Annotated in this window: 19 protein-coding genes; 9 read left to right on the forward strand and 10 right to left on the reverse strand. The window is 61.2% G+C overall.

Annotated elements, in window-relative coordinates; genetic code table 11:
- The first annotated feature begins 39 nt into the window (after positions 1-39).
- The gene (locus CLM60_RS05650) at positions 40-1,431 is read left to right on the forward strand and encodes a sugar transferase (RefSeq protein ID WP_095588186.1); all 1,392 of its coding nucleotides are present in this window, start codon (positions 40-42) and stop codon (positions 1,429-1,431) included.
- 55 nt (positions 1,432-1,486) lie between these two features.
- On the opposite strand, the gene CLM60_RS05655 is transcribed toward CLM60_RS05650, so the two are convergent.
- On the reverse strand, positions 1,487-2,647 hold the full coding sequence (locus CLM60_RS05655) for a polysaccharide biosynthesis/export family protein (protein WP_245848250.1): 1,161 nt from the start codon (positions 2,645-2,647) through the stop codon (positions 1,487-1,489).
- A 244-nt stretch (positions 2,648-2,891) separates the two neighbouring features.
- Between CLM60_RS05655 and CLM60_RS05660 the strand changes: the two genes are divergently transcribed.
- Genes CLM60_RS05660 through CLM60_RS05675 form a run of 4 tightly spaced genes read left to right on the forward strand, consistent with a single transcriptional unit; the run spans position 2,892 to position 7,037 of the window.
- Positions 2,892-4,127, forward strand: coding sequence for an oligosaccharide flippase family protein (locus tag CLM60_RS05660; protein ID WP_095588242.1), 1,236 nt, complete (start codon positions 2,892-2,894; stop codon positions 4,125-4,127).
- A 3-nt stretch (positions 4,128-4,130) separates the two neighbouring features.
- The gene (locus CLM60_RS05665; protein WP_095588188.1) at positions 4,131-5,051 is read left to right on the forward strand and encodes a glycosyltransferase family 2 protein; all 921 of its coding nucleotides are present in this window, start codon (positions 4,131-4,133) and stop codon (positions 5,049-5,051) included.
- A gap of 19 nt (positions 5,052-5,070) precedes the next feature.
- Positions 5,071-6,072 (forward strand): glycosyltransferase family 2 protein, encoded by a 1,002-nt coding sequence (locus CLM60_RS05670; protein ID WP_095588189.1) that lies wholly within the window; start codon positions 5,071-5,073, stop codon positions 6,070-6,072.
- A 59-nt stretch (positions 6,073-6,131) separates the two neighbouring features.
- Complete coding sequence (locus CLM60_RS05675; RefSeq protein WP_245848251.1) at positions 6,132-7,037, forward strand: glycosyltransferase; 906 nt, start codon at positions 6,132-6,134, stop codon at positions 7,035-7,037.
- A 202-nt stretch (positions 7,038-7,239) separates the two neighbouring features.
- Here CLM60_RS05675 and CLM60_RS05680 read toward each other — a convergent pair whose 3' ends face one another.
- From CLM60_RS05680 to CLM60_RS05715, 8 genes are read right to left on the reverse strand one after another with little or no spacing between them, the layout of a single operon-like run.
- Positions 7,240-8,640 (reverse strand): alpha,alpha-trehalose-phosphate synthase (UDP-forming), encoded by a 1,401-nt coding sequence (locus CLM60_RS05680; RefSeq protein WP_095588191.1) that lies wholly within the window; start codon positions 8,638-8,640, stop codon positions 7,240-7,242.
- Positions 8,637-9,383 carry a trehalose-phosphatase gene (otsB, locus tag CLM60_RS05685; RefSeq protein ID WP_176473802.1) on the reverse strand — a complete coding sequence of 249 codons (747 nt, stop codon included), beginning with the start codon at positions 9,381-9,383 and terminating at the stop codon, positions 8,637-8,639. The genes CLM60_RS05680 and otsB overlap by 4 nt, the downstream gene beginning before the upstream one ends.
- A 27-nt stretch (positions 9,384-9,410) precedes the next feature.
- Entirely contained in the window at positions 9,411-10,616 is a 1,206-nt protein-coding gene (locus tag CLM60_RS05690) for a family 4 glycosyl hydrolase (RefSeq protein ID WP_095588193.1), read from the reverse strand.
- Positions 10,617-10,625: 9 nt separating this feature from the next.
- A complete protein-coding gene (locus tag CLM60_RS05695) occupies positions 10,626-11,579 on the reverse strand; it encodes an ROK family protein (protein WP_095588194.1) in 954 nt (317 codons plus the stop codon).
- A 2-nt stretch (positions 11,580-11,581) separates the two neighbouring features.
- Positions 11,582-12,769, reverse strand: a complete 1,188-nt coding sequence (locus tag CLM60_RS05700) for a 3-dehydroquinate synthase family protein (protein ID WP_095588195.1) — start codon at positions 12,767-12,769, stop codon at positions 11,582-11,584.
- 26 nt (positions 12,770-12,795) lie between these two features.
- A complete protein-coding gene (locus CLM60_RS05705; protein ID WP_095588196.1) occupies positions 12,796-13,179 on the reverse strand; it encodes a cupin domain-containing protein in 384 nt (127 codons plus the stop codon).
- A complete protein-coding gene (locus tag CLM60_RS05710; protein ID WP_095588197.1) occupies positions 13,166-14,371 on the reverse strand; it encodes an MFS transporter in 1,206 nt (401 codons plus the stop codon). The genes CLM60_RS05705 and CLM60_RS05710 overlap by 14 nt, the downstream gene beginning before the upstream one ends.
- A 16-nt stretch (positions 14,372-14,387) precedes the next feature.
- Positions 14,388-15,491, reverse strand: coding sequence for an alcohol dehydrogenase catalytic domain-containing protein (locus tag CLM60_RS05715; RefSeq protein WP_095588198.1), 1,104 nt, complete (start codon positions 15,489-15,491; stop codon positions 14,388-14,390).
- Positions 15,492-16,049: 558 nt separating this feature from the next.
- Between CLM60_RS05715 and CLM60_RS05720 the strand changes: the two genes are divergently transcribed.
- A complete protein-coding gene (locus CLM60_RS05720) occupies positions 16,050-16,607 on the forward strand; it encodes an NUDIX domain-containing protein (RefSeq protein WP_245848253.1) in 558 nt (185 codons plus the stop codon).
- Between the two features lie 39 nt (positions 16,608-16,646).
- On the opposite strand, the gene CLM60_RS05725 is transcribed toward CLM60_RS05720, so the two are convergent.
- Positions 16,647-17,576: a LysR family transcriptional regulator gene (locus CLM60_RS05725; RefSeq protein WP_095588199.1), complete on the reverse strand. Its 930-nt coding sequence runs from the start codon at positions 17,574-17,576 to the stop codon at positions 16,647-16,649.
- Between the two features lie 175 nt (positions 17,577-17,751).
- On the opposite strand from CLM60_RS05725, the gene CLM60_RS05730 reads away from it, so the two are divergent.
- From CLM60_RS05730 to CLM60_RS05740, 3 genes are all read left to right on the forward strand, one after another.
- The gene (locus CLM60_RS05730; protein WP_095588200.1) at positions 17,752-18,747 is read left to right on the forward strand and encodes an agmatinase; all 996 of its coding nucleotides are present in this window, start codon (positions 17,752-17,754) and stop codon (positions 18,745-18,747) included.
- A gap of 81 nt (positions 18,748-18,828) precedes the next feature.
- Positions 18,829-19,686, forward strand: coding sequence for a transporter substrate-binding domain-containing protein (locus CLM60_RS05735; RefSeq protein WP_176473803.1), 858 nt, complete (start codon positions 18,829-18,831; stop codon positions 19,684-19,686).
- Positions 19,687-19,741: 55 nt separating this feature from the next.
- Complete coding sequence (locus CLM60_RS05740) at positions 19,742-20,404, forward strand: amino acid ABC transporter permease (protein ID WP_095588201.1); 663 nt, start codon at positions 19,742-19,744, stop codon at positions 20,402-20,404.
- Positions 20,405-20,406 lie beyond the last annotated feature (2 nt).

Genomic DNA, 20,406 nt, shown 5'->3' on the forward strand with positions numbered 1-20,406 from the left:
GCCTGATTTTAACCGAAGCAAGCTCAAGGACTTATCCCGATGAAACACGCCTATCTCGACCCCGATTTCAGCCAGGCTGTCAAAGTTCCCAGCCGTCCGCTTCCCACACGTCACCTGGCTGCGCTTGACCTTGATTTGGCCGATGCCCGTCCGGCGCGTGCAATCAATTCATTGCTGACCGCAGGACGCAAGCGCGTGTTCTTCATGAACGCCCATTGCTGCAACATGCGGCGGGCCGATGCCGCATATGCCCGCGCCGTCGCTGCTGCCGATATGCTGCTGCCGGATGGCGTCGGCATCGAGATCGCAGGCAAGATGACCGGCCAGCGTCTGGCTGCAAATCTGAACGGCACGGATCTGGTGCCGCAACTGCTGGCGCAGGCCGCAAAGATGGGCAAGTCGGTATATCTCTTTGGCGGGCGCCCCGGCACGGCAGAGGCCGCAGCAGAGCGATTGGTGTCGGACATTCCCAGCTTGCGCATCGCGGGCACGCGTGACGGATACGGCGGATCCACCGATACGCAGGCGGTGATCGACGAAATCAACCAAAGCGGCGCGGACATCGTTCTGGTGGCCCTTGGGGTGCCGATGCAAGAGCTTTGGCTCCATCGCAACGCCGATGACTTGAACGCGGACCTGACACTGGGAGTAGGCGCGCTGTTCGATTTTCTGGCAGGCAATGTGCAGCGTGCGCCAATAGCGGTGCGCCGCGCCAAGATGGAATGGGTCTGGCGTCTGGCGATGGAGCCGCGCCGCATGGCCAAGCGCTATCTGTGGGGCAACGTGACTTTCCTGGCTCATGCGGGACTTGCCGCGTTGCGCAAGGGCGGGATGGCCAAGATCCAAAAGCGCGCGCTGGACGTTCTGGTCGCCGGTACGGCGCTGGCAGTGCTTGCGGTGCCGATGGGACTGACCGCGCTGGCAATCCGGCTGGACAGCCGTGGCCCGGCGATCTTTCGTCAGACCCGTGTCGGTAAGGATGGCAAGCCCTTCACCATGTTCAAGTTCCGTTCGATGACCACTGATGCCGAAGGACGCCGCGTGGCCCTGTTGGGCAGATCGGATCGCAGCGGCGTGTGTTTCAAGGCACGGCAGGACCCGCGCATCACCCGTGTGGGCCGTTTTATCCGCCGGGCGTCGATCGACGAGTTGCCGCAGATCCTGAACGTGCTGCGGGGAGAGATGTCCATCGTCGGACCGCGCCCGGCCCTGCCAAGCGAGGTTCGGAATTATCCGGCTCGCGCATTCGGGCGGCTGGCCGTGAAGCCTGGCATCACCGGTATCTGGCAGGTGTCGGGTCGCGCCGATATCGGTTTCGACCAGATGGTCGAGATGGATCTCGACTATACCCGCCGGGCCTCTGTCGCGCTTGACTTCGCGCTGATCCTGAGAACTTTTGGCGCTGTCCTGACCGGGCGCGGCGCCTATTGATACCCGGCGCGCTGGGTGTCGGGCAGATCACAGATCCCCGGAAGCGCGTGGCGCGTCAGGGGATCGCGGCACTGGTCAGGCCAAGAACGCGGCCGATCTCGCCGATATTGGTAATCGTGCTGTCATAACAGGCCAGCGAGTCCCCCGGTAGGAGATAGGGGTCATAGTCATCCCTGTCGGCCCGGCGCAGAAGCTCCTCTATATCGCGCTCGATGACGACCGAAACGCCGGTTATCGGATTGCGCGAGAACAGCACCGCCGAGCGGTCGGCGCTGGTCGCCCGTGCGCCGCCCACACAGTTTGTGTCAATGACCGCCTGCATATAGCGTGTGCCATACGGGATCTCGCGCACCTCGCGGCCGACCGCCGCGCTGGCATTGCCCGCTGCCGGTTGGGTCAGGTTTGACAGGAACAGCGAAACGCCGGGCGGGCTGATCGGGCTGGGCCGCATCAGATCATCCTGAAAGCAGCCCCGGCTTTGTACGGACACCTCGTCGCCGGTCAACAGCATGATGTCGACCGCGTTCTGACCTTCGAAAACGCCGCGCATGTCAAGCGTGTGAACGCGCCCGCCGCGTCGGACCTTGACGGCAGAGATATCCGCATCGGGCCGGACACCGCCTGCGGCCCGCAGGGCGGCGGACAGGTTGCGTGCCTCGGTCGATGCCCCCAAGGCCGCCTGTCGGCGACTGTCGATCTGATCCCCCGGAACGCCCCCGATTTCAACGACCTTCGGTTCGAAAACCGCGCCCGAGACGCCGACCGAAACCGATGCGAAATCCGCAACACGCAGGGAAACACGGGGCCGCTCGACAAAGAAATCCCGTGACACAAGCTGTGCGGCGATGTCGGCCTCGACCTCGCGGACCAGACGTCCTTGAGCGCGGATCGGGGGCAGGAAGGGCAGGTTGATCGTCCCATCGCGTGAGATCACGTAGTCGCCGCTGAAGGTCTCGTCCTCTTCGACGCGCAGGTCGATGAGATCGTTGCGCGTCAGTCGCGCACCGGACAGATGCGGCTCGACCGTATTGGCGCCCTTGCCACTGTTGCCCCCCAGCGGCGCTGTACATTTGCGGGCATTCATCTCGGCCGCCAACAGGAAGGCGGGCGCAGATGTCTTGCGCGCAACCTCGCGGTATTGGGCCTGATATCCCTGACCAGAGGCGACAGGTTCCAGGTTTTCTGGGGTGTCCAGGGTCGCGCAGCTGGCAAGCATCGCAAGTGCGAGCCAAGAAGCGCCTGTTTCATGAAACCTTCTCATCGGGTTCACTCGATACATTTCCGGTTGCAGCGATAGTATGCCGATCACGCGTCAGTTGGCGAGTGCCGTGTTTGGCCGGGCGTATATCCGAACGGATAGGGGCCTGTCCTTCCGCTTTGGCAACTGTCCGGGCTGGACCAAGACGGCGGCGCGCATTCCGCGTTAGAAATCGTTCAGCCAACAAATGCGGACCTTTCTGATGCCGTTCGAGATCAAACTGCCACACCTTGCCCGGAACCTGATTGCCTATGGCGCCTCCGAAGCCGCCAGCAAGGCATCGCGTCTGCTGGTGGTGGTCGCTGTGGCGCGCACGCTTGATCTGGGTCAGATCGGGGTTGCGGCGGCGGCTTTGGCGGCGGCCGACATCCTGAAATCACTGACTGAAAACGGCATTGGCCAACGGATCATTGCCGCCCGCGAAGACCAGCTTGCCGCCACCTGTGCCACCGCGCACAAGTTGTTTTGGATCTGGTGTCTGGGACTTTTCGTCGTTCAGGCCTTGGTGGGTCTGGGGATCTATCTGTGGGGCGGCGATCTGATGCTGCTGGCTCTGATCCTGCTGCTGGCGGCAGAGTATCTGTTCATGCCCGCCGGGTTGGTTCAATGCGCGCTGGCCATGCGCGCGGGCAAGCTGCATCAGACGGCTGCCATCGCTGGCGGTCAGGTGGTGGGTGCCAACCTGATGTCGGCGGTGCTTGTGCTCGTCTGGGCCTCGCCGCTGGCACTGATCCTGCCACGGGTGCTGATGGCGCCGTTCTGGCTGGTGGCGATGCGCCGGCTTCATCCCTGGGCGCGCGACCTTCGCCAGGGGTTCGCGCCGGTCCGGCCCTTTGTGACCTTCGGACGCGCGGTGCTGGGGGTCGAGCTGGTCAAGGCGATGCGGATGCAAATCGACAAGGTGATTGTCGGCGCTTTGATGGGCGCGGAAACCCTTGGCCTGTATTTCATGGCGTTCAACGCCGGACTTGGGCTGGCAAGTTCATTTTCGACCGCGTTTTCGACCGTTTTGTTCCCGCATCTGTGTGCCAGCGAAGACAAGCTTGTTGCCCTGCGGCAGAGCGTTCTGCTGTCGCTTGGCCTGATCTCGCCGGTTGTGCTTCTGCAATCGCTTCTGGCCCCTGTATATGTTCCGATCCTGTTCGGGTCGGGCTGGCACGGGGTCGACCAGGTGGTTTCGATCCTTTGCCTTGTGGCAATACCCACGACCCTTTGGTCCGCAGCGGCGGGTTTCTTGCGCGCAACGGGCGAGGCCGGCTGGGAGTTTCGTGTCACCCTTCTGCTGACGATTACGCTTTCAGCCAATGCTCTGGTGATGGCGCCGCATGGTCTGACCGTCCTGGCCACCGGCTATGCCGTTGTCGCCACGGTCATCATGGTTGCGGCCTCGCTGTCATTGCTGCTCCGGGCCTTCGAGGCGCCCCCCAGAGAGGTTTGAAATATGCCGACATTCTCCATCATCATTCCCTGTTATAACGCTGAGCGGACGATCGACAGCACACTGTCCTGTCTTCAGGCACAAACCTGCACCGATTGGGAGGCGATCTGTATTGATGATGGCTCGACCGACAGGACCAAGCAGCGCATTCGTGATGTTGCGGCCCGTGATAGCCGGATCACGCTTTGCACCCACCCGCGAAAGGGGCCAAGTGCGGCCCGTAACCATGGTGCGATGAAACAGGCACGGGGCGATTTCCTTACCTTTTGCGATGCGGACGATTTGTGGGTGCCCTCGAAGCTGGCGGAGCTGTCCCAGGTCTTTGCCCAGGGGGATGTCGATGGCGCGTTTGGCGAGGTCGGGTTCTTCTCGGACCGGCCCGGTGATACATCGGTGCGATCCACGGTCGAAAAGGGCCTGTTGGATGTACAGACGCTGCTTGGGGAAAACCCGGTCTGTACCATGTCCAACATGGCGGTGCGTCGCGACCTGTTTGTTGCGTCGGGCGGGTTCGATGAAACGATGGTACACAATGAGGACCTCGACTGGCTGATCCGTCTGGTGGCCGGGGGCGCGCGGGTGGCCGGTGTGCCGCGATTGCAGACCTATTACCGCCTCAGCGTCCATGGCCTGTCGGCGGATCTTGATGCGATGGAGCATGGCCGCCGTCAGGCGCTGGCGTCTGCCGCGCGCTTGGGAATCCGCCCTTCCGCAGTCGCGCACGCCACCTATAAACGCTACCTCGCCCGACGTGCTTTGCGTTTGGGGCAGGGTCGCACCGCCGCGCTGAAATACGCATTGGCGGGTGTTCTACACAGCCCGGGCGGCTTCGTGTTTCCCCTGCGGCGCGGGCTGCCCACGCTGTGCGCTGCGGTTTGCGCATTGGCGATGCCGCCCCGCCTGACCCGCCGCCTGTTTGCCTGAACGAGAAAGGACAACCGTGATGCCCACTGCTTCGATCATTGTTCCCGCCTTCAACGTCGAACGCACGCTTGCAGACACCTTGAGCGCCTTGCAGGCGCAGACTTTCGATGATTTCGAGGTCATTATTGTCAATGATGGATCTTCGGACCGGACGCTCGAGATCGCGGCAGGCTTTGTGAAAGATGGCAATATCCGTGTGGTCACACAGCCCAATCGGGGGCTGGCCGGGGCGCGCAACACCGGCATTGCTGCTGCGCGGGGCGACTTTATCGGGTTTTGTGATGCCGATGACCTGTGGCTGCCGGGTAAGCTGGCCGCACATATCCGGCATCTGCGAGAAAACCCGGCGGTTGGCATCAGTTTCTCGGGGTCGGATTTCATCAACGACGATGGCTGTCTGACCGGTCAGGCACAGCGCCCGCGCCTGACCGGCATCGATGCCGCGCATGTCTTCAAACGCAACCCGGTCGGGAATGGCTCTGCCGCGGTGCTGCGGCGTGATGTGCTGGACGAGATCGCTTTTCGCCCGCCAGAGGAGGACGGGCGCGACTGGTACTTTGACGAGCGTTTCCGCCAATCCGAGGATATCGAGTGCTGGCTGCGGATCGCGCTGACCACCCGCTGGCGGTTCGAGGGTATTCCCGGCCTGTTGACGCAATACCGCATCAATGCAGGGGGGCTGTCATCGGCAACCGACCGGCAATTCGCCGCATGGGAGCGCATGGTCGAAAAGCTGGCCCCGCTTGCGCCGGATTTCTTTCGCACACACACACAGGCGGCGCGCGCATATCAGCTGCGCTTTCTCAGCCGTCGCGCGGTGGCTGACCTTGACGGAGCACATGCCCGAAAACTTTCGAAGGAGTGGTTGGCGTGTTCGTATCGTCCGCTTTGGGAAGAGCCCTTGAAGTCCGCGGTGACGCTTGCCGCCGCGCACGTGCTTTGGCTGTGTGGTGAGAAGCCCGTGCTTGGGATGATGACGCTTGTCTCGAGCCGGCGGCAGAACGCGCGGGTGGCGTCATGAGCCGGCCTGCTTTCCTGCATCTGATTGACGACACAACGGCGGGCGGGGTGACCCGCGTTGTGGACCACATCATCACCTCGCCCGAGCTTGCCAAACATGCCGATCACCGTCTGCAGGCGATCACTGGCGGCAGCGCCGGGTTTTCCCGGATGAAAGCCGACGTCATTGTCTCGCACCTGTCGATCAGCTGGCGCAACCTGCCGCGCCTGGCGGCGCTGAGGATCTGCAATCCAGGCGCGCGAATTGTTCATGTGGAGCACAGCTATACCGAGAATTTTGTTCGCTTGAACGTGCCGTCAAAGAAGCGGTTCTATCGGTTGTTGCGCCTTTCCTATGGCCTGTTTGACAATGTTGCGGCTGTCAGTCTGGCGCAGCAGGATTGGCTGGCGCGGATTGGCGCGATCCGTCCCGAAAAACTGACCCTTGTGCGGTCATTCGTCGATCTTTCCGCGTTCCAGGCTTTGCCGGTGAACGACGGGCCCATTCGCGTGATCGGGGCGATCGGCCGGTTAGAGCCGCAAAAGGGTTTCGATGTGATGATCAGGGCCTTCAGGGCATGTGAGCGGACGGATCTGGAGCTGCACTTTTATGGCACCGGCTCGGAAGGAGCGGCACTAAAGTGCTTGGCGGGCGGCGATCCGCGTATCAGGTTCATGGGGTTCTGCCCAGACCCGGTTTCCGCGATGGGGAAGGTCGACGCCGTTGTGATGCCCTCCAGATGGGAGGCCTATGGGTTGGTCGCGATCGAGGCGCTGGCCGCGCGCCGCCCGCTTTTCGTCAACGGGCTGGATGGTCTGCGGGATCATCTGAGCAGCGGTGCCGTCGAGGTTCCAGCAGATACCCAGGAAGGTTGGCGGGATGTTCTGGATCAGATGCCGCGCAACGCTGTCAGTTGCCGTATGCCGCAAGCCATTCAACGGCTGGAAACCGAATTTCTGGACGCCTGGAGCACCCAATTCTGCTGATCGGATCACAAACTTCCAAAGCAAAATCGGGGAAAGGAGCACGGTTCAGCTTGTGGCGACGGCCACGCTCTTGAAACTGCTCAGGACCGGATTTGACAGGCGGATGGATTTGCAGCATTTCTCGCCTCGATGGATGCACCGGTTTTCTTGAGTAAAGGGTGCCCCCAGTGTCCCTTTCGAAGAGCGGATTGGAAAATGTGGCTCAGTCCTTGGGTCGGAATTCGACCGGCTGGGGCGCGGTTGTGATCGCCTGCGCCTGAAGCGCGGCCAGATAATTCCGCGACCAATCTCCAATCGAGTTCGATTGCACCGCTTTCAAAAGGTCGGCATGCCGCGCGCGCCGCTCTTCGATGGGCATCGAAATGGCGCGTTCCGTCGCGGCTGCAATCGACCCCGTGTCATAGGGGTTCACAAGTAAAGCGGCCGAAAGCTCTTCTGACGCGCCGGCGAACATGGACAGGATCAGAACCCCCGGATCGGCAGGATCTTGTGCTACGACGAATTCCTTGGCGACCAGGTTCATGCCATCGGCAAGCGGCGTGACAAGACACCCCTTGCCGGATCGTAACAACCCTGCCACGCGCTCTCGCGACACACGCTTGTTGACGTAGTGGACAGGCACCCATTCAACGCCGCCATATTGGCCGTTTATCGCGCTGACCAGTTGTTCCACCTCGGTTTTTAAACTGCGATAGGCGGGGATGTGTTCTCGTGTCGGCTGTGCGATCTGGGTCAATGTGACCTGCCCGTAATGCTCGGGGTGGTCAGCCAGGAACTGACGAAATCCGCGCAGACGCTGCAGCAAACCTTTCGAGTAATCCAGCCTGTCGACCGCAATAATGCCTTTGCTGCCGCCTTCGACACAGTGATTCCCATTCTGATGTGCGAACCGGCTGAATTCCTCGACATCGATGGAAATTGGGAAATGCCCAATCTGGATGGTGCGTCCCCCGCGTTGGAACCTGTTGTTGCTGTCGGGCGTGACATCCAGAAGGCTGCGCAAGGCGATCGAGAACTTCTCGATATCGCGCTTGGATTGAAATCCGATCAGGTCATAGTCGCAAAAGCCGCGCAGCATGATCTGGCTGTGCGGAATGGCCATGATCACATCCCGCGCCGGGAAGGGGATATGCAAGAAAAAACCCATCTTGTTACGCACACCCAAAGCGCGCAGATGACCGGCCACCGGGATCAGCTGATAATCCTGGACCCAGATCAGATCATCGGGACGAATATGCGGGCGCAGTGCCTGGGCGATCTTGCGTGCCACGTTGTTGTATGTCGCGAACGAGTTCCCCTCGGGGTCGATCAGGTCCAGGCGGCCGTGAAATGCGGGCCAGATCACCGAGTTTGAATACCGCGTATAGAACCCGGCATGTTCATCCTCGGACAAGTGGTAATAGGCGATGTCAAAGGCATCGCCGTGGAAGAAATCCAGTTGGGCGATATCGGGTTGGTCGGGTTCCCGGGTGGTCGGCGCGCAGCCCACCCAGATGCCCTTGTGGACCTGCATGGCATTTTTCAACGCAACGACCATTCCTCCGGAATCCTTCAGCCCGGCCGGGTCGGGCGCACGGTGCGAGATAACGATAAGACGGTTCATGTGATCACCTGCTTTCTAAGCCATGAAACAAATTCGGCGGGGCTGGCCGCGTGATGGCTGGCCGCGTCCAATATCGTGCCCACGCTGATCGCGCAGCCGCCCCTGTCCCGGATCATCGGAAAGGCGCGCGCGTCGGTCAGGTCGTCGCCCGCGAATATGATCTGTCGCCGCTGAAAACGGTCGGCTTGCATCAGCGCGGCGATGGCTTGCGCTTTGCTAACGGTGCGCAGCTTCAGCTCGACACATTTCTTGGCGCGCATTGCCTCGAAATCCGGAAATGCCCGGGCCACCGCATTGGCAAAGGCGATGACTGTATCTTCCAGCTTTTCCGCGTTGCGATAGTGCAATGTGACGCTGGCCGGTTTCTGTTCGACCAACAGCGCGGGATGTGCCCGCTGAAATTCAAGAACCCGGTTAGATAGCTGTTCGAAACTATCGCGATCCAGCGTATCGGTCAGCGCGATGTCCTGGCCCGGCCAACGCAGCTCGGCGCCGTGAGAACCGGAAACAACGCCCTCGAATCCGGCGATCTGTCCCAGAACATCATCGGCATTGCGCCCCGTGACAATCGCCAGCGCGCCCGACAGCAGCCGGTTCAAACGGTTCAGGATCTGTACAAGATCCGCCGGGACAAGGATCGCCGATGGCGAGGGCGCGATGTCCACAAGCGTTCCGTCGAAATCCAGGAAAAGCGCGCTTTTGTCCGGGTCCAGTCGGATATGGTCATACGTGGCATTGGTCATCGCGATCCCCATGTTCCGGCACCTGGCTTAAGCCGATATCTTTGAACGCCTGCGGTATTCCTTGCCGCGATAAATACGGGCGATTTGCAGCACGGCCCCCACTGCGTTGGCCTTTTGCGCGTCGGGTATCAGCGGATCGCACGCAATGGCTTGGTCTATCGTGCGTTCCGACGGATTTGCCAAACAGGCCAACGAAAGCTTCTCGTGCGTTTCGAACCGGTCGATACATCGTGCGACGGACGGTTCTGGAACCGATTGCGCAACTGTCGCCAACGCCGTTTTCTGAACAGCGAACCGGGTTTCGCGGAACAGGCCGCGGTCGAATGTGTTGAGCGTCGTCATCAGCAGCTCTTGCTGTCCGCTCCACGCCGCCAAAAAGGGCAGGACCGCATCGTCATACCAGGGGGTTGCGCGACTGGTCTGCAGGCCGGCCGCGCCATTTCCCAACCCGCGCAAGGCCTTGGCACGAATATCGGCAACTGTGCCCGCCCGCCCATAATGCCATCGGGTCGTATCTCGGCATTGCGCAACCTCTTTCGACACGATGGCGCGGCTTTCGGGATCGGGCGCGCCCACGTTCTTGGGCACTTGCAGCGGACGCAGATGCCGAAACCCCAGCGGCGTGCCGTCAACTTTGAGCCCGTGGATATAGGACCGGTGGTTAAAACCCGCGCAGGACCATTCCAGCACCTCGTCGGGTGCAGTCAATTGGGAGGCAAGATAGCGCGCGGTGGTTACCGGCCCCTCGCACAGACCAATGGTTCTTAATCCCGCGCCATGCAGGATCTGGCAGGACAGGCTCAGCGGGTTGATCATGTTCACGATCATCGCCGACGGACAGGCGGTGTGGATGCAATCGGCCAAGGCGCGCCACTGGTCCTGTACGCGCAGCGCGGTCACAAGGCCGCCGATGCCCAACGTCTCGTCTGCGAAAAGGCCACGGTCCTTGCAGCACTGTTCGATCTCGGCGCGCAGTTCCAGGCCGCCGAAACGGGCCTGTACCAACACCACATCCGCGCCGATCAGCGCACGCGTGGTATCCGTTTCCGTATGGAGCCTGATCCCCGCCGTGGCGCAATCTGCCGCGACTGCCGCCTGTACATGCCGCAGGTTTTCGGCGTTGCGCCCCTGAAGCGTGATCTGCGTGAACCCGCGCAGGAACCGAGTTGCCCGCCCATTCGCGAACATGTTCACGGTGAAAGGGCTGCTGCCGCCGATGATCGTCAGCTTCATCGTCGCCCCCTAGCTTGCACGCCTGGCGTGGTATTGAAGCCCCAGAAGCGATGTTCGGACTTCGTCCTCGATCACCCGGAACGCGCTGGTCCAGTCGAAATGCTGTTGCCAGCAATGCACGGCCGCGCTTGCGGCCAAGGCGGGCGGCAAGTCGGACATCAGCGCCTCGGCGAATCCGCCGACCAGATAGAAACGTTCGCAGCCGATGGCGACGTGCAGCAACGCAGCCGCCCGGCCCAAAGGCGCCATCGCGTCGTATAATATGTCGCGGGCAAAGGCATCGCCGCCCCTGATCGCAGTGACAAGGGCATGGGTGGTGATGTCTGCCGGGGCACCGGCGATCCGGCCCAGTGCGGAATGCGCGAACCCCTCTGCATCCCGCCTTGCGCGCCAAGCTGCAAAGCGTTGTACGCCGCGCCCGGACGAGATCGCCCCGATATGTCCGGTTTCGCCACAGTCACAGCGCAGTTCCGCAGGCACGCCGGGATCGCGCCAATGGCCGATCTCGCCGCCACGCGCCGTCGGTCCGTTGATCTCAATGCCATTGGCATAAGTCTTTGACCCGACGCCGGACCCGATATTCAGGACACAGAAATCGGTTTCCCCCCGCTCCAGCAGGAACGAACCATAGGCCGAGACATCGTTGATCACATGAATATCGGTCCGCGGGAAGACAGTGCGGATCTCTTGCATCACATCGAAATCGCGCAGGTCCTCGTCCGGCCAAAGTGTGCAAGCCTGGGTCAGGGCGCAATCCGCGCCGACAGGTCCGGGAAAGCCCATGGCAACCGCGTCGGGCGTCGTGCCGAAATCCTGTTTTATGTGGCGCAGCATCGCCTGAAACTCGCCGCTGGAGCGCGGTGAACGCATGGAACGGATGTCCATATCCGCCGGTGCCCGGTGAACGGGAATACCCCATTTGACCGATGTGCCGCCCAGATTTATCGGTAAGGATGCGGTCATGATCAGCCCCCTTCGCCCTGCTGGTCGCCACTGCGGGCGGGTGCCGCCGCCGCCGCGCGTCTGGTCAGTTCAAGGTTCGCGGCAACAACCTCGTCAACGGTTACATCGTCAAAGAAAGCATGGGTTCCGATCCCGGTGCAAAGCGGGATGTTCTGTTTGCCCCCCCGGCTTTGGACGGTGCCCTGCAAGGCCTTGTGCACGGTTTCGCGGGTGATCAGATCGTGACAGACGGGCAGGCCGAAGCGCAGCAGTTGTCGCAAGCCCGCATCCAGTTCGGCCGTGGTGATCAGACCCCTGCGATGCGAAATGGCCAGGGAGTTGGCCAGGTCGATGGCCACGGCCTCGCCATGCAGTAGGGCGCCGTCTTTCAACTCGATATAAGGGCTGAGCCAATGGCCGAAATCGACCGCGCGCTGCAATGTGTTTTCATAGGGGTTCTTATTCAGCTCTGCGACCATCAGCTCGATCGCGCGCACGAAGATCCCCTCGCTGGCGTCGCTGTTGCTGTGCTTGGACAGTTCCACCGTGGTTTCGATCCTGGTGAAAAGGTCCCGGTCCAGAACCAATGCGATTTTCAGGATCTCCGCAATTCCGTTCGAGAAATGACGATCCGGCAGGGTTTTTAGAAAGCCCACGTCGATCAGGGCGCTGCGCGGCGGATAGAAGCTGCCGACCAGGTTCTTGGCACCTTCGAAAATGATGGCGTTCTTCAGCCCGATCGCGGCATCCACCTGCGCCATCAGGGTCGTCGGTATCTTGGTGACGGCCACACCCCGGCGATAGATCGACGCCGCGAACCCCACCAGGTCCAGCACCGTGCCGCCGCCAATTGCGAAAAGTGAATCCTGCCGCCGGTCGAGTTCAAGCGCACAGAAGAGCGACAGAACGGCGTCGAGCTGACCCAGATTCTTGCAGGTTTCCCCGCCATCAATGGGGCACACGTGCACCTGTTCATAGACGGCCTCGAACTCGGTGGTCAGGGGGCGCGCCCACTTGTCCCAGAAGGCGGTATCGACAATCGCAATCGCGCGGCCTCTGGCCACGCCGGGGCCATAGTGCCGCAAGATGTGTTCGTTCAGCGACGCAAAGACGATCGGGGTTTGGTTTTCCTTGGCGGTATCCAGACGGGTGATCTCAAAACCGCTCAGGGGATGCGGGGGCGGGTTGGTATGAAGGTTGGCAACGGGCATTTGTCAGTCTCCTTCGGGTCAATGTTTTATGCGGTTGGCGGTGGACTGGGCGTGCGTATCTCGATCACCACCAGCCAGACATCGGTGTCGGTCGGGTTGAATAACCCATGCGCACCGCCCGGCGGGTTCAGGATCACATCGCCGGGGTGCACGGGCCGCTTTCGGTCTTCGATCCACATCTCGGCTCGGCCCACGATCACGACATAGAATTCCTCGTTGTCCGGGCCGTGGCGGTGATGGCCGATTGTGGCGCCGGGGCGGACCACGACCAGGTCGACATGGTTCACATGCGATCCGGCGGGTAGGGCGCGTACGCGATCTGCCAGGATCTCGCCCGTGCCATCATGGCTTTCACCCGGCGGCATCCGGCTCGGATCGAACCGATAGAGAAGATCGCTACTCTGCTGCATGGCTATCCGTACCGACCGGTTGCGGGTGGTGCGCAGAGTGATGCGCCCGGGTGAGGAAGCGATAGAGTTCGAAGGACAGGACCAGCGCGAGCGAGAAGAACGTGCTGAGGACAAAGGTCTGCCGGATCGAGAACAGATCTGAAATCGCCCCGATCACCACCGATGAAACCTGACCGCCGGTCGCCAGAAAGATGATCATGATGGCCGAGAAATTGGCGCTGCGCGCCGGGTCAATATCCATCGCACGCGCCAGAAAGATCGGGAACATCGCCCCGATGCCCAGGCCCATAAGGACATTTCCCAGAATGAAAGCCCAGGGCGTGGACACGAAGACGATCAGCAGGTTGCCCGCCATGGTGGACGCAAACAGCATGCGCAGAAAGCCGGACTGATGGACCAAATTGCCCGCGAAGATCGTGATCAGCCGTGCCATGACCATCCCGAACAGAAACAGCGATTGCGATATGCGCGCGAACGCCTCGCTGACGCCAAGTTCGATGGCATAGGATACGAACCAGATGTTCTGTGCCCATTCCACCGTGCCCAGAAAAAAGCTGGACATGCCAAGAATAATCAGCGGCAGCAACGCTCGGATCTTGTTTGGCGGCGCGGCCGGCGTCTGTGTATGGGTGGTGTCCGACGGAGGCGTGACATCACCGGTCGACCACATCAGCAAGAAGAACGCAGTCGCTGCGGCTGAAAAGGCGATTGCAACGATCACGAACGGCGTTTGCCACGAAAACTCGGCTGAGAAGAGGGCAACCAAAAGCAGCGGCGAGGTCATATTGCCAAGGCTGAAGACCACGTCCAGGGCGCTGAGCGCGGAGGCGCGCCGGGCGGGAAAATGCCAGCTGATCAGGGTATGGGCCACGGTAAACGTCGCGCCGCCGCTTAGGCCCAATAAAGCGAAGCTGGACAGGTATTGCGGGAACGAGCCGCTGAGGAACAGAAACCCGCAACAGATGGCGGCGCCCAGGCTCAAAAGCCCCAGCAACCGGTCGGGTCGCGTCCGTTCCAGAAGCGAGCGCGCCCCGAACGAGCCCAGGCTGAACCCCGCCGACCAGGTGAAGAAGATGAACCCGGCCTGTGTCGAGCCAAGCGAAAACGCTTTGGTCGTTTCGGGGAGCAGCGGGCCAATGATGACGCCGACCACGCCCCAGATGAAAAACAATATGCCGATGCAGACAATCATCCTGGAACCTCTGCTTCTAGGCGTCAAAAGTGATGACTGTCTTCAGATCCGGGTTCTTTTCGTGGTTCTGGAACGTCCAGGCCAACGCGTCGAAATCTTCGAAGCGGATATGGCGGGACATGATCCATTCGGGGTCGATGATCTTGCTTTGCAGCAGGTTCAGAGCCGAGCGCAGGACGCTGGCGGTGTAGCTCATCGGATAGTAATCCACATCGAAGGCGCCAGCCTTGACGTTGATGCCCTTGGCCAACAACAGCCAGGTGTCGAATTTCTGCATCTCCATCGATGCGCCGTAAAGGATATAGGTGGCTTCGGGCGTTGCCGACTTGAACGCCGCGCGCCGGGGGTCGGCATCTTCGGCGCCGCCGACAATCGGTGGCAGGGCATCGAAGATATAGTCGAAACGCAGGCCGGGATCCCGGCCCGAGCCAAGCGCTTCGGCATCGCGATAGACCACGTCTGCATAATGGCTCTGCGCCATGGCGGCGCGATCCGCATTGCGTTCCAGCAAGCCGACGGTCCGCGTGGCGAAGACCTTTTTCAGGATCGTACCCGCGATTGCGCCGCAGGGGCCGCCCCCCAATACAAGGGCGTTGTCGCCGACCTTGGGCGGGTGTTTCAGGATCGCGCGCAGCACCGCCGTGATCGGCTCGAGCAATGGCGCGGCGGTTCTGTCGACATCGTCGGGGATCACAACCGCGGCGGCATAGTGGTCATCCTTGAAATCACGGCTGGTCTCGAACGTGCTGGATTTCGTCTCGCCTGCGAATAGCGGGCGCAGAACCCGGTACTCCGCCATCCCCTTGAAGTCTGTCTGACCGAAATAGGACAGGCGCTTGCCCATCAGGTCCGGATCTGCGTCGGGGCCGACCGCGACCACCTCGCCCACATATTCGTGCCCCAGAATGACCGGGTAATGATCCGGGTGCAGATACCCGTGAAAATAGGACACATCAGTTGAACAGACCGAAATCGCCTGGGTCCGCAGCAATACCTCGTCAAGCTGGGGTTCAGGAATGGGCTCGAAGTTTTCGGCTAGAATTCCGGGGGCCGTTAATTCGACCACCCGCATGGTGCGATTGGATCCGCGATAGATTTGACTGTCAGCAATATTCATCATTTACCTCAACCTGTTGAACGTGCGTTGACCGGCAGGCATCTGCGTAAGTATTTGAATATTAATATGCTTCAGGCCTTGTCTTCTGCCTGGTGAAACGACCGCAGAGCGCCTTTCATCAATGATGGTGTCGACCGCTGACAAAATTGGCCAATGGAAAAATCAACCCAGGGTTATCTTTCTGCGCGCAATTTCTGCCTGCATAAGCAATGTGCCGCGGCACGAAATATACCCGGAACAGACCGGCATTTACTTTCTCTGTGGTTGTTTCGGGCCTGGCAAAGATGCGCAATAAATTGCCAGGTCTGTTATTTTCTTGGAAATAGCCTTGGGAGTCGCCCCTGCGCGCAGCCCACGATATTGGTCAAGCATGAATTCAGCGGCATGCTCGTTTGTCATGTGGGAAAGGAAACTAGGTCAGGTTTTCGCCAGAATGTCTTTCGCGCCTGAAAAGGACCTGTTCGTAAAACCGGCAGAAAATGTAAGAAATTCACAAGCAGAATCGCCCTGATGCGGTAGTGCGACCATAGCTTTGCAACATGTAGTTTCCGGGAGATCACGGTGTCAGAAGGCCGCATCACGCAAGAGAATAGCCAAATCGTCTATCGCAACCGGTGGATGACAGTCCGCGAGGACAACGTGCGGTTTCCGGACGGAAGCCCCGGTATCTATGGCGTGGTTGCCAAGGAAGATTATGCCCTGATCGCGCCGCGCCATGCGGATGGGCGTTTCCAACTGGTTCAGCAGTTCCGCTATCCCGTCGGGCAGCGGTTCTGGGAGTTCCCACAAGGCGCATGGGAAACCAAACCGGGCGTCGGGGCCGAAACCGTGGCACGAGCCGAGCTGACAGAAGAAACGGGTCTGGTCGCGTCCACCCTGACCAGGATCGGGCACCTCTATGGGGCCTATGGGTTCTGTAGCCAAGGGTGTCATCTGTTTCTAGCGACTGATCTGAAAGAGGGCGCACCAGATCGCGAAGACACCGAGCAGGACATGATAACCGCGCCTTTTTCGTTCGGGCAAATTTGCGATATGGTATCGGACGGTCAGATCAAAGATGCGACGACCATTGCCGCGCTTGGCCTTTTGGCGCTGCGTGCCGGCGGTGAACTAACCTAGCCCTTGAGGCGCGTCTCGGGTGGACGACGTAGATTCCAATCACCCCTCCGCCCGCATCACCGATTTCAGGATATCGGACATCAGGATCATGGGATGCGATTTGGTGCGTGCGGTTTCCTGTGCGACGACGAATGTGGTCTGTCGGCGCATGCTTTCGCTGCCGGGGACCTCGACGAACGGGCGCCGGGTGCGGATGCCTTCGACATAGTGGCGTGGCAGAAAGCCCACGCATCTGCCGGTGTTGATATAGGTCGCGACGGCCTCGATCCCGCTGGCCAGAACGCTCCAGGCGGCAGTGATCCGCAGGGAATCCTCGCTGGGTCCGGGGCCCGAAAAATTGCGGTGCACCACCCCGATGCCGCGTGATCTGAGCGTGTCGATATGGGGCGGATGCTGTCCGGGATGCGGACAGCAATAAAGGGCGTATTCCTCGTCGAACAACGGGGTTGCGGTCATGCTGCGTTCCAGGTTCTTGGCGCCGATCACGGCCAGGTGGACCCGGCGGTCGGCAAGCACCTGTGCAAGCTGGTCGGGCGGATAGATCGACAGTGACACCGACACCGCGGGCGCCCGCTGGAAGAACGCCTCGAGCGCGTCGGAAATCTTGGCTGCCGGGTTGGTCAGCATGTTGTCGGCAACGCCCAGGCTGAGCGCACCGGTCAGGCTTTTGCGCGCGCCGTTGATCTCGGTCCGGACATTGCCAAGCGCATCTTCGAGCGAGGTCGCCGCCGAATAGACCCGGCGCCCATATTCGGTCAGGTGGAACCCGTGCGGGCCACGTTCGCACAACGCGCCGTCCAGACGATCCTCGAGCGCCTTGAGCGCGCGGCTATAGGTCGATTTTTCCGCCCCGTTCAGGTCGGCGGCGGCCGTCACGCCGCCCGCATCGGCAACCCGCCGGAAAATCCGCATGTTCTTCAGGTCCGCCTCGGACAGGTTCCCGATCAGCCGCGTCTGCCGCACGCCCATTGATGCCCCAAGTTGTTGATTTCGCAACCACGGTTGCAAATCTCGCTCTTTTTGAAACCGGCGGAAACACGCAGCGTGGGATCACGGCAGGCTGTCTGGGGTCTGCGTATCGAGATGACCGATCACGCGCCGCCAGAGCCCGACCATGATGAATTCTAATGCAGGAACCGATCGTATGAACGAGGTCTCAAATATCGAGGATGAACAACTCACGCTTCCAGCGGCCACGAGCTATGGCAGTTTTCTGTATGCCCCGGTCAGTATCGATCTGGACACGCTGGACGCGGATATCGTTTTCCTGGGTATCCCGAACGGCAGCGCCTATACCCCCGATGCCCTGGCCAATGACCAGTCGACCGCGCCGGACACGATCCGCCGGATGACGGATCGCGTGTCGCGGGATCTGGAGCGTCACGATTTCGATGTCGGCGGCCCGATCTATGACAACCGCCCAATCAAGGCCGTGGATGTCGGCAACGTACCCTTCGATCTGGCGGTGCCGGGCGGGGATCATTATCGCAAGGCCGAAGCGGCGATGCGCAAGATCATCAGGGCCGGTGCCATGCCGATCACCTTTGGCGGCGATCATGGGATCCCGATCCCGATCTTCCGCGCGCTGGAGGACTGCGCGCCCGAACAGGGGCCGATCACGCTGATCCAGATCGATGCGCATATCGACTGGCGGGACGAGGTGAACGGCGTGCATGACGGTCTGTCCAGCCCGATCCGCCGCGCGTCCGAGATGGGCCATTTCGGGGATATCTTCCAGATCGGCATCCGTGCCCAGGGCAGTGGCCGCCCCGAGGAATACGAGGCGGCGCTGGAATACGGCGCCACCATCGTGCCTGCGTTCGAAGTGCACGATCAGGGGGTTGAGGCGGTGCTGGAAAAGATCCCGTCCGGCGGGCGGTATTACATCACCATCGACGCCGACGGGATCGACCCGTCCGAAGCGCCGGGGGTCGAGGGGCCGGCGCCGGGGGGGCTGACATTCCACCAATGCCGGAAACTGATCCACGGGCTTGTCGCCAAGGGCCGCGTTCTTGGGATGGATATCGTCGAGATCACCCCGTCGCGTGACCTGAACAACATCACGTCGATCCTGGCCGGCCGGCTGGCGGTCAACCTGATCGGGGCCGCGGTTCGGGCCGATTATTTCGAACGGACCTGAGGCTTCTTTCACCCCTCCCGGACCGAATCCGCTTCAAGACGGGCAGGTCCGGGGGTTTCCACATCCAACAAGGAGAACCAGATGAAACTTACCCGACGCCAATTAGGGGCCCTGGCCATGGCAGCCGGTGCCAGCACCGCCCTTTCATCGCTTGCCCGGGCACAGTCCGGCGGCACGCTGGCCAAGATCCGCGAAACCGGCAAGGTGACCGTCGGCACCGAGGCCGCGTTCCCGCCCTTTGAATTCGTCGACGACAGCGGCCAGATCGTGGGCTACGGCAAGGACATCCTCGACGTGGTCATCGCAGAGCTTGATGTCGAACTGGAACAGCTTGACCTGCCGTGGCAGGGCATCGTGCCCGGTCTGCTGGCCGGGAATTTCGATTTCGTGGCCACCACGGTCTCGATCAACGAGGAGCGGGCCAAGAAATACGCCTATACCGTGCCGATCGCGAACGGTCAGCCCTATATCATGACCCGCAAGGGCGAAGCGGTTGAGACCGAAGACGGCCTGGCGGGCAAGCTGGTCGGCACCCAGTTGGCGTCCTCGGCCGAGCCGATCGCGAAGGCGGTCGATGAAAAGCTGAAATCGGCTGGCGCGGGTTTCAAGGAGCTGAAGCTTTATACCGCCTATACCGATTGCTATACGGCGCTGGCGTCGGGGGAAATCGATGCGGTGATCCAGTCGCTGCCGTCGCTGGCGGTGCTGGTCAAGGAGCATCCCGATGTGTTCGAGGTCGCCGCGCCCATCGAAACCGGCGTTCAGTGGACATACCAGGCATGGGTGACCCGCCCCGAAGACGCCGATCTGCGTGATTTCATCTCGTCCGTGATCCTGAAAATGCGCGACGACGGGCGGCTCTATGCGCTTCAGGAAAAGTGGTTCGGCTTCAAGATGGAAATCCCCGACACGGGATATCTGCCGCCAAGCGCCGTCTGACATCCAGCGGCTCCGGTCCCGTTGCCGGAGCTGTCGTCCCCCATTGGAAGAGAGCATGAAGTTCGATTTCGACTATGTCCTGTCCTCGCTGCCGCGTGTGTCCGATGCGGCGATGGTCAACCTGCGGATCGCGATCCTGGCCTTTTGCCTGGCGCTGATCGGGGGTACGGCGCTGACCCTTGTACGCTCGTTGAAGATCGCGCCGCTGAACGGGCTTATCGCGGTATGCCTGAGCTTTATCCGGGGCACGCCGATCCTGATCCAGATCTTCCTGATCTATTACGGTCTGCCTGCGGCGACCGGCCTGCGGCTTCCGCCCGAGATTGCGGGGATCACGGCGATTGCGCTGAACTCCTCGTTCTTCATATCCGAGATCATGCGCGGCTCGCTGCCCGAGATCGACGGCGGCCAGATCGAGGCATCCACCGCGCTGGGCCTTTCGCCCGGGGTCATCTGGCGCAAGGTCATCCTGCCACAGCTTTTCCGGCGCATCAGCCCGATGCTGATCAACGAGGGCACGGTCATCGTGAAGGGCACCGCGCTGTTGTCGGTGATCACCGTGGTCGAGGCGCTGCGGGTGTCCCAACAGATCGGCGCGGCGAAGTTCCGGCCGTTCGAACCCATTCTGGCCGCCGCCGCGATGTTTCTGATCATCAACCTTGCGCTGACGGCTGGCGGGCTGCTTCTGGAACGCCGCTTTGCGCGGGAAGGCCGCTGAGA

The sequence above is a fragment of the Actibacterium ureilyticum genome (genome assembly GCF_002285435.1).
Classification (GTDB): domain Bacteria; phylum Pseudomonadota; class Alphaproteobacteria; order Rhodobacterales; family Rhodobacteraceae; genus Actibacterium_C; species Actibacterium_C ureilyticum.